General features: G+C 69.3%; 9 protein-coding genes and 3 tRNA genes. 2 read left to right on the top strand and 10 right to left on the bottom strand.

Going from position 1 to position 13612, the window contains the following annotated elements:
* Positions 1-50 precede the first annotated feature (50 nt).
* The 3 genes from hrpA to ACIBGM_RS24435 all read right to left on the bottom strand — a co-directional run bounded on the left by hrpA (position 51) and on the right by ACIBGM_RS24435 (position 6963).
* Positions 51-3968 carry an ATP-dependent RNA helicase HrpA gene (gene hrpA / locus ACIBGM_RS24425; protein ID WP_360538132.1) on the bottom strand — a complete coding sequence of 1306 codons (3918 nt, stop codon included), beginning with the start codon at positions 3966-3968 and terminating at the stop codon, positions 51-53.
* Positions 3969-4345: 377 nt separating this feature from the next.
* The gene (locus ACIBGM_RS24430) at positions 4346-4747 is read right to left on the bottom strand and encodes a universal stress protein (protein WP_360538116.1); all 402 of its coding nucleotides are present in this window, start codon (positions 4745-4747) and stop codon (positions 4346-4348) included.
* Between the two features lie 143 nt (positions 4748-4890).
* The gene (locus ACIBGM_RS24435; protein WP_360538118.1) at positions 4891-6963 is read right to left on the bottom strand and encodes a glycoside hydrolase family 36 protein; all 2073 of its coding nucleotides are present in this window, start codon (positions 6961-6963) and stop codon (positions 4891-4893) included.
* A 128-nt stretch (positions 6964-7091) separates the two neighbouring features.
* Here ACIBGM_RS24435 and ACIBGM_RS24440 point away from each other — a divergent pair, with 128 nt between their 5' ends.
* Positions 7092-7883: an LLM class flavin-dependent oxidoreductase gene (locus tag ACIBGM_RS24440; RefSeq protein WP_360538120.1), complete on the top strand. Its 792-nt coding sequence runs from the start codon at positions 7092-7094 to the stop codon at positions 7881-7883.
* Positions 7880-8593 carry an alpha/beta hydrolase gene (locus tag ACIBGM_RS24445; RefSeq protein WP_360538122.1) on the top strand — a complete coding sequence of 238 codons (714 nt, stop codon included), beginning with the start codon at positions 7880-7882 and terminating at the stop codon, positions 8591-8593. Before ACIBGM_RS24440 ends, ACIBGM_RS24445 begins: the two co-directional genes overlap by 4 nt.
* Here ACIBGM_RS24445 and ACIBGM_RS24450 read toward each other — a convergent pair.
* The 7 genes from ACIBGM_RS24450 to ACIBGM_RS24480 all read right to left on the bottom strand — a co-directional run bounded on the left by ACIBGM_RS24450 (position 8577) and on the right by ACIBGM_RS24480 (position 13589).
* Complete coding sequence (locus tag ACIBGM_RS24450; protein ID WP_360538124.1) at positions 8577-10262, bottom strand: beta-L-arabinofuranosidase domain-containing protein; 1686 nt, start codon at positions 10260-10262, stop codon at positions 8577-8579. The genes ACIBGM_RS24445 and ACIBGM_RS24450 overlap by 17 nt on opposite strands.
* 96 nt (positions 10263-10358) lie before the next feature.
* On the bottom strand, positions 10359-11960 hold the full coding sequence (locus tag ACIBGM_RS24455; protein ID WP_396386845.1) for an AMP-binding protein: 1602 nt from the start codon (positions 11958-11960) through the stop codon (positions 10359-10361).
* Entirely contained in the window at positions 11957-12859 is a 903-nt protein-coding gene (locus tag ACIBGM_RS24460; RefSeq protein ID WP_360538128.1) for an SDR family NAD(P)-dependent oxidoreductase, read from the bottom strand. The genes ACIBGM_RS24455 and ACIBGM_RS24460 overlap by 4 nt, the downstream gene beginning before the upstream one ends.
* A gap of 43 nt (positions 12860-12902) precedes the next feature.
* Positions 12903-13082, bottom strand: a complete 180-nt coding sequence (locus tag ACIBGM_RS24465; protein WP_360538130.1) for a hypothetical protein — start codon at positions 13080-13082, stop codon at positions 12903-12905.
* Between the two features lie 246 nt (positions 13083-13328).
* Positions 13329-13400: transfer RNA gene (locus ACIBGM_RS24470), tRNA-Val, on the bottom strand.
* A gap of 30 nt (positions 13401-13430) precedes the next feature.
* Positions 13431-13502 (bottom strand) — tRNA-Cys (locus ACIBGM_RS24475).
* A gap of 14 nt (positions 13503-13516) precedes the next feature.
* Positions 13517-13589: transfer RNA gene (locus tag ACIBGM_RS24480), tRNA-Gly, on the bottom strand.
* Positions 13590-13612: the final 23 nt, after the last annotated feature.

Genomic DNA, 13612 nt, shown 5'->3' on the forward strand with positions numbered 1-13612 from the left:
CCAATCGTCCAGTCATACCCCGACGATGCCCGCCGGGCATCAACGATCGATCAAGCCGCCGCGAGCGCCTTCCGGATCCGCTTCTCCGACACCGGGTACGGCGTGCCGAGGGTTTGCGCGAAGAGGCTGATCCGCAGTTCCTCGAGCATCCAGCGGACCTCGAGGAGCTCCGGGCTCGGGTACTTCCCGGTCGGTACGGCGGCCAGCCGGGCGCGGTACTCGTCATCGAGCGTTTGGATGATCGCCATCCCCGAGCGGTCCCGCATCGCGTTGGCGCCGATCTTGTCCAGCCGCTGCTCCATCCCGCGCAGGTAGCGGACCAGATCCGGCAGCCGTTTCGCGCCGGTCTCGGTGATGAACCCGGGGTGGACCAGCCCTTCCAGTTGCCCGCGGACATCCGACAACGCCGCGATCAGCGCCGGGCTCGACGCCCGCGAGATCAGCTTGTCCACGGCCCGCGCATGCGACAGCACCTGCTCGACCTGCTTGAGGATCGTCAGCACAGTGTCCGCAAGGTCCGACCGTACGGCGTCGCGCAGGATGGAGAATGCGGTCAGGTTCCACGCCGGTCCGTTCGCCGCGGCCATCAGTTGGTCGACGGCCGCCGAGATCGCGTCGTCCAGCAGCTCCCCGACGTTGCGGTGCGGGCCGGCCATCAGCGTCATCTTCTGCTGGTTGGTCAGGTTCCGCTGGACGACGTCGATCACCGACGGCATCGTGAGCAGCAGGAGCCGGCGAGTGCCGTTCCACATCGCGGCAGCCTGGTCGCGTTCGGTCTCCTGCAGCCGGATCGCGACCGTCTTGCCCTCGTCGACCAGCGCCGGGTAGCCGGCCACCGTGAGCCCGTTGCGGTGCTCGGAGAAGCTGCGCGGCAGGTCGCCGAAGGTCCAGTCGGTCAGGCCGGACCGCTCCAGCCCGCTCACCGCCTTCGACGCGACCTTCGAGATCGCGGCCTTGGTCCTCGGCCTCAGCCGCTCCTTCAGCTTGGCCAGGTCCTTGCCCTCGGCCACGGTCTTGCCCTGGTCGTCGACCACCCGGAACGTCATCCGCAGATGCTCGGGCACCCGGCTCCAGTCCCAGTCGGCCGGCTCGATGACCACGTCGCGGAGGTTGCGCAGCTCGCGGGCGAGCGCGTCGGTCAACGGGCCGGACGCCGGGTCCAGCCGGGGGAGGACCTGGCGGGCGTGGTCCGGGGCCGGCACGATGTTCTTCCGGATTGCCTTCGGCAACGACTTGATCAGGGTGGTGACCAGCTCCTCGCGGAACCCGGGCACGCTCCACTCGAACCCGTCGGCGGTGACCTGGTTCAGCACCAGCAGCGGGAGGTGCACGGTCACGCCGTCGGCGTCGGTGCCCGGCTCGAACGCGTAGGTCAGGTCGAAGGTCATCCCGTTCCGCGTCCAGGTCAGCGGGAACTCGTCCTCCCTGACCTCCGCGCCCTCGCGGACCACCAGCGACCGCTCGAAGTCGAGCAGGTCGGCGTCGCGCTGCCGGGCCTTCTTCCACCAGGTGTCGAAGTGCCGGCCGGTGACCACCTCACTGCCGATCCGCTCGTCGTAGAAGGCGAACAGCGTCTCGTCGTCGACCAGCAGGTCGCGCCGGCGGGTCCGCTCCTCGAGCTCCTCGACCTCCTCGATCAGCTTGCGGTTCTCGTGGAAGAACTTGTGGTGGGTGTCCCAGTCGCCCTCGACCAGCGCGTGCCGGATGAACAGCTCGCGCGACACCTCCGGGTCGACCTTGCCGTAGTTCACCTTGCGCCGGGCCACGATCGGCACCCCGTACAGCGTGACCTTCTCGTAGGCCATCACCGCGCCGGCCTTGCGCTCCCAGTGCGGCTCGGAGTACGAGCGCTTGATCAGGTGCTGGGCGATGTCCTCGGCCCACTCGGGCTCGATCTTGGCGTTGACCCGCGCCCACAGCCTCGACGTCTCGACCAGCTCGGCGGCCATCACGAACTGCGGCGGCTTCTTGAACAGGCCGGAGCCGGGGAAGATCGCGAACTTGGTGCCGCGGGCGCCGAGGTACTGGTGCTGGTTCGACGGGTCCTTCATGCCCAGGTGGGACAGCAGGCCGGACATCAGCGAGACGTGCACGCTCTGCGGGTCGGCCGGCTCACCGCTGTTCAGCGTGACACCGATCTGGGAGGCGACCTGGCGGAGCTGGGCGAAGATGTCCTGCCACTCGCGGACCCGGAGGTAGTTCAGGTACTCGCTGCGGCACATCCGGCGGAACTGGTTGCCGGACAGCTCCTTCTGCTGCTTCTTCAGGTAGTTCCACAGGTTCAGGTACCCGAGGAAGTCGCTGTTCGGGTCGCGGAACCGGGCGTGCGCCTGCTGCGCCTGCGCCTCGGCGTCGGTCGGGCGTTCGCGCGGGTCCTGGATCGACAGCGCGGCCGCGATCACCATCACCTCGCGCACGCACGCGTGCTTGTCCGCCTCGACGATCATCCGGGCGAGCCGCGGGTCGAGCGGGATCTGGGCGAGCTGGCGGCCGACCGGGGTCAGGCGGCCGGCCTTCTCGATCGCGCCGAGCTCGGTCAGCAGCTGCAGGCCGTCGGTGATGCTGCGCTTGTCCGGCTCGTCGATGAACGGGAACGCGGCGATGTCGCCGAGCCCGATCGCGGTCATCTGCAGGATGACCGAGGCCAGGTTCGTGCGCAGGATCTCCGGGTCGGTGAACTCGGGCCGGCCCTCGAAGTGCTCCTCCGAGTACAGCCGGATGCAGATACCGTCGCTGGTCCGGCCGCACCGGCCCTTGCGCTGGTTGGCGCTCGCCTGCGAGACCGGCTCGATCGGCAGGTGCTGGACCTTGGTGCGATGGCTGTAGCGCGAGATCCGCGCCGTACCGGGGTCGATCACGTACTTGATGCCGGGGACGGTCAGCGAGGTCTCGGCCACGTTGGTCGCGAGCACGATCCGGCGGCCGGAGTGCGGCTGGAAGACGCGGTGCTGCTCGGCGTTGGACAGCCGGGCGTAGAGCGGGAGCACCTCGACGGCGCCGGGCCGGCCGCGCTGGGCGGCGTACTTGTCGTTGAGCGCGTCCGCGGTGTCGCGGATCTCGCGCTCGCCGCTGAGGAACACCAGTACGTCGCCGGACGCCTCGTACTCGAGCTCGTCGACGGCGTCCAGGATCGCCTGGGTCTGGTCGCGCTCGATCGTGCTCGGGTCGTCCGGGTCGTTGATCGGCCGGTAGCGGACCTCCACCGGGTACGTCCGGCCGGAGACCTCGACGATCGGCGCCGGGGTGCCCTGGCTGTCCGCGAAGTGCTCGGCGAACCGCTCGGGATCGATGGTGGCCGAGGTGATGATGACCTTGAGGTCGGGGCGGCGGGGGAGGAGCTGCTTGAGGTAGCCGAGGATGAAGTCGATGTTCAGGCTGCGCTCGTGCGCCTCGTCGATGATGAGCGTGTCGTACCGGGTCAGGTCGCGGTCGCGCTGCAGCTCGTTGAGCAGGATGCCGTCGGTCATCAGCTTCACCAGCGAGCGTTCGCTCACCTTGTCGGTGAACCGCACCGCGAAGCCGATCGTCTCGCCCAGCTCGGTGCCGAGCTCCTCGGCGATCCGCTCCGCGACCGTCCGCGCCGCCAGTCGGCGCGGCTGCGTGTGGCCGATCATGCCGTGCACCCCGCGGCCGAGCTCGAGGCAGATCTTCGGGATCTGGGTGGTCTTCCCGGACCCGGTCTCACCCGCGATCACCACGACCTGGTGCGCCCGGATCGCGTCCGCGATCTCGTCCTTCAGCTGGCTGACCGGCAGCTCTTCCGGGTACGAGATCTCCGGTACGGCGCCCCGCCGTACCTCCACCCGCCGCTCGGCCTGCTCGACCGCGCCGAGCACACCCCGCAGCTCCTGCTCGCGCTTCGGGCCCTCACCCGTCCGTCGAACCCGCTCCAACCGCCGCCCCAACTGCTCGCGGTCGGACGCAGTCAGCCCTTCCAGCCGCGCCACTAGCTCAGCAAGCGTCGGCACCCCGCCTTCGGCGGGTCCGGTGGAGGCGGAGCGCCGTCCGCCGGAGCGACGGCGAGAACCGCGGGAGTCGTCGGAGCCGCCGCTCGTCCCGGCGGTGTCCACGGGGCGGCCTGTGCCGGAACCGCCTGCGGCGGAGCCGCCTGCGGCGGGGTTGCGGCGCGGCGGGCGCGCGGCGGGGTCCTGGGCGGGACCGGTGGCTGGGTTTGGACTAGACGACTCGGTCCGGGCATCAGGCATAACCAGACCAGTTTAGGCGGCCCGGTCCAGGAGCTCACCTGGTTTGGCGAACCGCCAGGCCATCACAATCTCGCCCCGAGCCGACGCTCCCCGCGGGCGCAGGCCGGGACGTGCGGATTGTGATGGCCTGGGCGTCCGCCTCAGTCGCGGGCGGGGGCTTTGACGGCGAGGACCGGGACGGGGGACTCGAGGAGGACTCGTTGGGCGGTGCTGCCGAGGATGAGTTTGCCCACGGGGCTGCGGCGGCGGAGGCCGAGGACGATGAGGATGACGTCCTCGGCGGCGGCTGCCTTGAGGAGCTCGCCGGCGACGTCGCCGGAGGAGAGGGCCTGCTGGATCGTGACCTCGACGCCACGCTCGCGCAGACCTGCCTCGGCGGCGGCCAGCTCCTCGGCGTTGGCGTAGCGGGCGTCGATGTAGGCGTCGCCGCGGCTGGTGTTGAGCAGCAGCACGGACGCCCCGCGCAGTTCCGCCTCGGCAGCCGCGGCCGCCAGCGCGGCCTCGCCCTCGGGAGTTGGCACGTAGCCGACCAGGATCTTCACAGCCCCTACTCTCCCATCAGTCGTCCTCGCCGAAGGCCAGGCGGTCGCGGGCGGGTTGGGCGCCGCGGATCCGCGCCACGATCCGGGGCAAGTACGGGACGAACAGCGCGAGCACGGTCAGCTACACCGGACACCCGCCGCGTTCAGTGCAGGCGGAGCAGCCGCGCTGAGTTGAGCGGCAGGCCGATCTCGACACTGTCCGGGTCGAGGTTGATCACCTCGCCACCCCACCGCGGGTAGAGGACCTCGACATCGTCGACCTCGATCGGCAGCGTGATCTTGGCCTCGCCGTCCCGCCGCCAGACCGCTAGCAGCGACCCTGCTCGGGTACGCCGGCCGACCGCAATCCAGTCGTCCCGCCACCCCGGCAGTCCCAACGGCCAGTACGGCGTACCGTCAGCCATCGTCCCGCGGATGGCGCGATAGGTGCGTAAGGCATCGCGAACGATCGTGCGCTGCGCGGGGGAGAGGGTGTCGATCCGACCGGCCAGGTGGATGCGGAACAGCAGGCTCGTGATGAGCGAGAAGGCCAGGTCCTCGTCCGTCATCGATCCGTCGACGGATGCCCAGACACCGGCCTGCTCAGGAGTGATCGAGAGCGGTGACGCGGCCGCGATCGGCGGCATCAGCCGGAAGTTCTGCTGGTCGGTGAGCGACTGGATCGGGAACACCGCGCCGGACGCCCCGTCGGTCCGGCTGCCACCCGCCGAGCAGCCCTCGATCGTGAGGTTCGGGTACCGGTCCATCAGCTCACGGACCCACGCGAGGTACGCCCGGTTGTGCGCGAGCAGCCCAGCGCCAACACTCCCGCTCACGTCGGTGCCGGGACCGATGTCGATGTTGTAGTCCAGCTTGAGATAGGCCAGGTCGTACGCCGACATCAGCCGGTCGACCACCTCGTCGACGTGCGCCTTCGCGGCCGGATGACGGAGATCCAATTGATGCCGGCCCCACTCCGTCAGCCGCTGTCCGTCGCGCTGGAAGAAGGCTTCGTCCGGCAGGGACCGTGCGATCGGACTGCGTACGCCGACCACCTCCGGCTCGAGCCACAACCCCGGCCGCATCCCGGCGCCGCGAATCCGCTTGATCACGCCGCCGAGCCCGCCGTTCGGGAACCGGTTGACCGACGGCTTCCACGCGCCGACCGCGTCCCACCAGCCGCCGCCCTCGTCGTCATACCAGCCCGCGTCGATGCAGAGGATCTCCGCGCCGAGGTCCGCGGCCGCCTCGATCAGCGGCAGCTCCCGCTCGGTGGTCGGGTCGGCCATCAGGCCGTTGAGGAAGTCGTTGTAGACAATCGGAACGTCGACAGTGTCCGGGTGCGGCCGGCGGATCCGGCGACGATGAGCGGTCAACGCGTCCGCGACCGTCTGCAGGTCGTTGCCGATCGCAAGCGCCGCCGGGACGGTCCGGAAGCTCTCGCCGGGCTCGAGCCGCGCAGACCACTGGTGTTCGGCGGCGGTCGGACCGGAGGCGGTCAGGTAGATCGCGCCGTACCGGTCGCCGAGCTCGTAGTGCCATGCGCCGTTGTGCTCGACCTGCCAGCCGATGACGCGACCGGGCTGCTCGAGTATTCCCATCGGTAGCCGCTCGGATGTCGACCAACTGCCGGTGCTCGTCATCGCGATCCGATTCTTCGACCCGGTCTGGCCGTACTCGACCATCCCGACGTCGTACAGCCCCAGCTCGCCGAGCGTCGCACGCCGCCACCGGAACTCACCACTCCACGGATTCGCTGCCGACCACAACGAGAGCTCGTCCTCCCACTGCAGTCCGCGACCGAGCCCGGACAGCGTCAGGCTCGACACGTAGTCCAGTACGACGGGCTGCGCCGACGTACTCACCTCGGCGCAGGAGTGGAGGACCGGGATGCCGTCGGCGATCGCGTAGTGGACTTTGACCTCCAGGCCGCTGTCGGGATCAGTCAGGTCCAGGCGCAGACGGTGCGCGCCGTCGTCGAAGTACTCCTGCCAGGTCTGCAGCCGGAGGCGCTGAGCCGCGAGCCCGTCGACATGCCGCTTGCCCGACGTACCGTGGCGTCCGGTGCCGGCGAGGGACAGCTCGACCACCGGCAGGGCGGAACGCAGGCACTCCTCGGGATCCGGAGCAGGATCGCCGGGAAGCGTCAACGCCAGCAGGCTTGGTGGTAGTTGTTCGCCATGGGCGATGTGCAGGCGCAGAGCGTCGTTGCCCCACTGAAAGACCGGAACACTCACGTGGCAACCGCCTCAGCAGAGGAAAGTGGGACGACGCTAACACCCCTTGTTTCCAACGAACCTGGATCGCGGCACGCCGAAAATTTCGCTTGACTCTGACATCGGTGTGAGGGGCTACTGTCGGTCGCATGGTTGAGCTGCAGGTCGTCCTGCCCGATGAGTCCGCGACGATGCCGCCGGAGCGGTTGAGCGAGCTCGCCGTCGCCGCGGAGGAGCTCGGTTACGGGACGGCGTGGTTGCCCGACCACCTGCTGCCACCCGGCGAGTTCGGCTCGACGTACGGCGGGGTCTACGAACCGCTGGTGACGATCGGCTACCTCGCCGCGCGGACGACACGGATCCGGCTCGGCACGTCGGTGCTGGTGCTGCCGATGCGCAGCCCGTACGTCGTCGCGAAGCAAGCGGCCACGTTGCACCGGCTGTCCGGCGAACGCGTCATCCTCGGGATCGGAGCGGGGTGGGAAGAGACCGAGTTTGCGGCGGTCGGCGCGTCGTTCTCCGAGCGGGGGCGGCGGACGGATGAAGGGCTGGAGATCATCCGCGGGCTGTTCGAGGGCGAGGATCGCGGCGGTGTCTTCGAGCCGAAGCTGCGGGCGCCGCTGCCGATCATGATCGGTGGGACGACGGGTCCGGCGCTGCGCCGGGTCGCGCGGTTCGCGGACGAGTGGCAGGGGCTGAACCTGGACGGCGCGGGCTTCGCGGCTGCGGTCGCCCGGATTCGGAGTCAGGCCGTTCGGTCTGTGAAGGTCGGGACACGACTGCACTGGCCGGGCGGACCTGTCGCGCCGATCATCGACAGCGCGCAGGGACTGGCCGACGCGGGCGCCGAGACGCTGGCCTTCTCGGTCGGCGACCACGAAGGTGCCCTGGAACGGATGACCAAGCTCGCGCGGCTCCTGCCCCAAAGGATTTGGTGGTGACCAGACCCCGGCTGCTGCTCGTCCACGGGTGGGGCGCAGACCACCAGTCGTGGGAGGAGATCACGAAGCTCGTCTCGCCCTGGGCCGACGCGGTCACCCCCGACCTCCTCGGCCACGGCTCCCGGACGTCCACGCGCTCTCTGACGGTCTCGCTGCTGGTGGACGATCTCGCTGCCGGGCTGACCGAGCCGGTCGTTGCCGTCGGCCACTCGATGGGCGGCCAGCTGGTCGCGTGGCTCGCCGTACGCTATCCCGCCTTGGTCGACCGGATCGTCGTCATCGACCCGGCGTACGGCGCAGACGACGCGGAGATGCAGCGCTGCCCCGCCGTACTGGAGGACCTGCGTACCCGCGGCGCCGAGTCGGGAGTCGAGTTCGTCGATCAGGCGTTCGCGACCACACCTGGAAGCCCGCTGCACCTCGACGCCCGGGCACAGATGGCCGCCACACCCGGGAAGGCCCTGGCAGACCTGTACGAGTCCATGTACCTGGCACCGGACAGCGTCGGCTCCAGGCCGGCCGCCCGCGCATTCCTCCCGTCAATCAGCAAACCATGCCTGAGCCTCTACTCAACCGAGTACGCCGCCACCTTCGCCCGCTCGATCCCGTGGCCCCCCGACTCCACAATCGAAGTCTGGCCCGGAACAACCCACTACCTGCACCAGCAACACCCAGAACGCTTCGCGAACCTCCTCAGGACCTGGATCTGAGATAGGCGTGATAAGCGGCGGTAGTGCCCTCGAAGAACGGCACGAACTCGATCCCCTCGGCCTCGAAGTGCAGCGGCTTGTCCGGGATCGGGGAGAGGTCGCCGAGCTCGAGGAACTCCTGGCGGTCGTCGAGCGCAACCAGGTTGATCGGCCCGTAGAAGACCGACTGCAGCGTCGGATCGTCGAGGGCAGCCTCGGTGCGGAGCTCGAACGGGAGCTCGACGCGAATCGTGTCACCAGAGGTCCAGTCCCGGGTGATGGACACGTAGCGGCTGGTCGTCTCCTGCAGCTCCCCGTTCACCTTCATCTTCGTCCACGGCGGCACGTGAAGGTTGAGGGTGAACCGCGCCGAGCCCTCGACTGTCAGCGTCGCGCCTTGTTCGTAAGGGAAATCGGTTGTCTGAGTCAGCGTGATCCCGTTCCAGCTGACCGATGACGCGGCGTACAGGTTGACGTAGAGCTCGTCGTCGCTGTGGAAGTAGATCGAGTCCTGGTACTTGGTCGCGCTCTCCAGGCCGGTGCCCTCGCAGCACGTCGCGCCGTCCTTCGGCAGGTAGTTGCGGACCGACCCCGGCGTGAGACCGATGAAGTACGTCGTCAGCGGGCGATCCGCGGAGACCACGTCCTGCTTCGAACCGAGGATCTGGTTGTACAGCGTCCGCTCGTAGTAATCGACGTACTTCGGATTCCGAAGCAGGGTGAAGAGGAGCCGGCTGAGCTTGAGCAGGTTGTGGGCGCAGCAGGTCTCGGCGTTGGTGTCGCTCAGTGTGCCGGTGATCGCCCCCGCCGGACCCCAGAACTCGAGCGAGCTCGTCCCGCCGATGCTGTACATCCGGCCCGGCAGGACCTGGTCCCAGAAGTTCACCGCCGCGTTCAGGTAGCGCTCCTCGCCGGTGACCTCGAACATCCTGACCAGCCCGGTGAAGATCGGGATGTGCTGGTTGGCGTGCACCCCGTCCAGGACGTCCCGGCCCGCTGCACAGGCGTCGATCAGTACGTCGAAGTCGAGCAGCCGGCCGAACTCCACCCAGTCCGGATCCCGCGTCACGGCGTACAGATCGCAGACCGCTTCCGCGAGGCCGCCGTACTCGCCGCTGCCGTGCAACGACCACATCCGCTGCAGCACGTCGGACGGGAGCCGCCGGAGGCGCTCGAACATCCAGCGGCACAGGCCTTCGGCGAGCCCGAGCGCGCGGAGGTCGCCGGTGCTCAGATACGCGTCGAGCAGGCCTTTGAGGAGTTTGTGCGCGGTGTAGTACGGCGCCCAGACGACGGTGTAGTCGGCCTCGGTCATCGTCTCGAGCGCGATGAACTGCGTCTCCGGGGACGCCGCCAAGTACCCGTCCGGCTGCTGACACTCGGCAAGCCCTTCGACGAGATGCCGCAGTTTGTCAGCGAATATCTGCTCGCCGGTGCTTGCGTAGGCCTGCGCGAGGGCGGACAGGAAGTGGCCGGTGTAGTGACCGCGGAGGTTCCCATGCGCCTCGCCTGCGGTGTCCTCCCAACCGCCGGGCCTGCGTACGTCGGGCGTCGGCAGGCCGGCGTTCTCCCGGAAGGCGCGGAGCAGGCGGTCGGGGTCGTACGACCGCAGGTGGTCGAGCATGCGGCCTGCCTTGGTCGCGAGCAGGCCCGGACCGAGTTTCACCTCACCGAGGGCGAAGGGCTGCAACGACGGACTCCTCGGCTCGGCAAACGGGGTTGATCCGTCAAGTCTGTGCGGCTGATCGGAATGCGCCAACGGCTGTGCCGGCCTCGAAATTTTCCGTCACGGGGGAGGGAGCTTGCTCCGCAGCACCTTGCCCGTGGCGTTGCGAGGGAACTCGTCGAGTACGACGATCTGCCGGGGAGTCTTGTAGCGGGCCAGGTTGGCCTTGACGTGGTCGACAAGCTCGTCCTCGGTCGCCGGTGCCCGGAGTACGACGTACCCGACCAGGCGCTGGCCGAACTCGTCGTCCGGCACGCCGACGACCGCCGCCTCGGCGACCGCGGGGTGGCTCGCCAGACAGCTCTCGACCTCGACTGGGTACACGTTCTCGCCACCGGACACGATCATGTCGTCCTCGCGGCCGTCGACGAACAGCCGCCCGGACCGGTCGAGGTGGCCGAGATCGCCGGTGCTCATCCGGCCGTCCACCACCGTCTTCGACGAGCCGTCGGAGTACCCGCCGAACACCAGCCCGCCGCCTGCGAAGATCCGCCCGGTCACGCCGATCCGCACCGGCCGGTCGTCGTCGTCGAGGATCCGCACCGTGCTGCCGAGACATGGCCGGCCGACCGTCCCGGGCGCCGCGGTCAGGTCGGCGGACGTCGCGATCGTGGCGATGCCGACCTCGCTGGAGCCGTACGCGTCACACAGCACCGGACCGAACTGCGCGATGAACCGCTCGGCCAGCGGCGCGCCGAGCGCCGACGCACCGGAGATCACCGCCCGGAGCGACCGCAGATCGTGCTGCGCGATCTCCACCGGGCCCAGGTCGAGCATCCGGCGAAGCATCACCGGTACGGCGACGATCGAGCCGGCGCGGGTCTGTTCGACCAGGGTCAGCACGGTGCGGGCGTCGTACTTGCGGGTGAGGACGAGCGGCGAACCAAGGAAGAGCGCGAGCATCGAGGTGAGCAGGCCGAGGCCGTGGAACAACGGCGGGCAGATCAGCATCGGCTCGCCGGAGCGCAGTCCGAAGCGGTTGAGCGCGCTGGCCGTCAGCCCGGCGAGGCCGAGCGCGGTCGGCGCTCGGGGGGCTGCCTTCGGCGTTCCCGTCGTACCCGACGTCAGGATCGTGATGTGACCGGGCGACTCCGGTTTGGGGGCCTCGGCGGCCTTCGAGTCAGCGAGGTCGTGGTCGCTGAGGATTGTGGGGACCTGGGTGCGCGGGCTGAACTCGGCGTCGTGGATCAGCAGGTCCGGCTGGTGCCGCTCGAGGACCGCAGTGAGCTGTGGGGGAGCGAACTCGGTGTTGACGAACAACACGTCCGCGCCGATCCGTGACGCCGACAGGGTCGCCTCCAGGAAGCCGCGATGGTTGCGGCACAACACCGCGACCTTGCTCCCGGCAACGATCCCGTGGTCGGCGTGCAGGGCGGCGGCGATCCGCTCGCACCGGCGATCCAGCTCGGCGTACGTCGCACTGCCGTCGTCGTCGATCACCGCAAGCCGGTCCGGGAACCTGATCGCGGCGATCGCGCCGAGCGCGGCCATCGACTGGCCCCAGTGCCGCAACGCCCGCTCGATTCCGACCAGGTGCGAGGGCCGGGCCGGTTTCCAGACGCCGGACTTGAGTACGGCGACGGACACGCCGCCGACCTCGGCCGCGGCCTGCACCAGCCAGTCCGGTGGTCGGATCGGAGCGATCGGTCGCGGTGTTCTCACTCTGGAGCTCCCGGTGGTTGCCGGCGTTTGGATCCGCCGCCGCTGAGGTGGAAGTACTGTTCCAATAGCCGATCGGTGGGGATGCGAAACAGGTTGCCGAGCAGCTCAGCGGGCCGGACGAACGGCGGAGTGATGTTGTGCGTGCGGCCGGCGATCGCCGTACACACCTGGTCGGCGGCCTGCTCCGGGGTCAGCCCGGGCATCTTGTTGAGCAGCGGCGTCGGCTCGCTCATCCGCGTGTGGACCAGACCCATGTAGACCGTCGACACCGTGACCCCGTCGCCGCGGATCTCCTGCGCGACGCAGCGCAGCCAGACGTCGAACGCGCTCTTCGACGCCAGGTACGCCGACCAGCGCGCCATCGGCGGCGTCCGCACGCCGGCCGTCGACACGTTGACGATGTGGCCGGATCTGCGCTCCCGCATCGAGGGCAACAGCTCGAGGACCAGCTTGGCCGGGCCGAGGTAGTTGATCGCGTTGGTCCGCTCGATGTCGTGGAAGCGCTGGTAGGTGTCCGCGATCGCCCGCCGGATCGACCGGCCCGCGTTGCTCACCAGCACGTCGACGTGGCCGTGCTCCTCCAGCACGGTGCGCACGAGCGCTTCGACGGCTGCGGGATCAGCCAGGTTGACGGCGTACGCGTCGGCCTCGCCGCCGGTCGCGCGGATGTCCGCGGCAACTTCCTCCAGGCGGTCCGCCGTACGCGCCACCAGCAGGACCTTCGCCCCAGCCTGCCCGAGCCGGCGCGCCGTCGCCTCGCCGATCCCGTACGACGCGCCCGTCACCAGCACGACCCGCCCACCCACGGCGGCCGTCAGCGCTTCGTCCGTGACCCGGCGCCGGCCCTGCGCCAGGGCAACCAGCAACCCCCACCCGACTGCCCGCTTGCCACTCACCATGCCCCGACATTACCCGCAGGTAGCCATCCTTGGCAGCCTGTGACTACGCGGGTTTCTCGACGAGGCTGCGTACGGTGGCCTCGAGAGCGACCCGGTGTTGGCGCAGGCGCTCGGGCGCTAGCGGGTCCTCACTGCCGGCCGCTTGGAGCGCGGGCGGGGCGCTGAGCCAGCTCTCGGTGATGCGCAGCACAAAGGCGAACAGGTCCGCGGCCGAGATCTCCACGGCGGCGAGCAACCCCCGCCGTCAGCGGACCGCGGCGAGCAAGTCGCGCCGGTCAGCCGGCCGCGGCGGGCAACTCGCGCCAGTCAGCCGACAGCGGCGGCCAACCACGGAGCCGAGCGAAGCGACGGCGCAGGGGGTGCGGGTGGCGGAGCCCCCGCTCGCGGCAAGCGAAGCGCAGCCGCACAAATGACGAAGGCGAGGCGGTCAGCGCAGGACCTGCGCGACACACCTCGCCCATCGCCTTCGTGGACGATACTGGGATCGAACCAGTGACCTCTTCCGTGTCAGGGAAGCGCGCTACCGCTGCGCCAATCGTCCAAGACCATCAACTGAAACCCTGGGGTTCCGAGGTGGAGACGGGATTCGAACCCGTGTAGACGGCTTTGCAGGCCGTTGCCTGAACCTCTCGGCCACTCCACCAGTGAAATGCTCCGAGCGGACGACCGGGTTCGAACCGGCGACCTCAACCTTGGCAAGGTTGCGCTCTACCAACTGAGCTACGTCCGCATCGCTCCGGCGTTGTTCTGCTC

The sequence above is a fragment of the Kribbella sp. NPDC050470 genome, from assembly GCF_044458365.1.
GTDB lineage: Bacteria > Actinomycetota > Actinomycetes > Propionibacteriales > Kribbellaceae > Kribbella.

What these genes read in the sequence shown, in the direction of transcription:
- ACIBGM_RS24440 (WP_360538120.1), top strand. Translation starts at nt 7,092, where the DNA reads ATGGTTGAGCTGCAGGTCGTCCTGCCCGATGAGTCCGCGACGATGCCG.
- ACIBGM_RS24460 (WP_360538128.1), bottom strand. Translation starts at nt 12,859, where the DNA reads ATGGTGAGTGGCAAGCGGGCAGTCGGGTGGGGGTTGCTGGTTGCCCTG.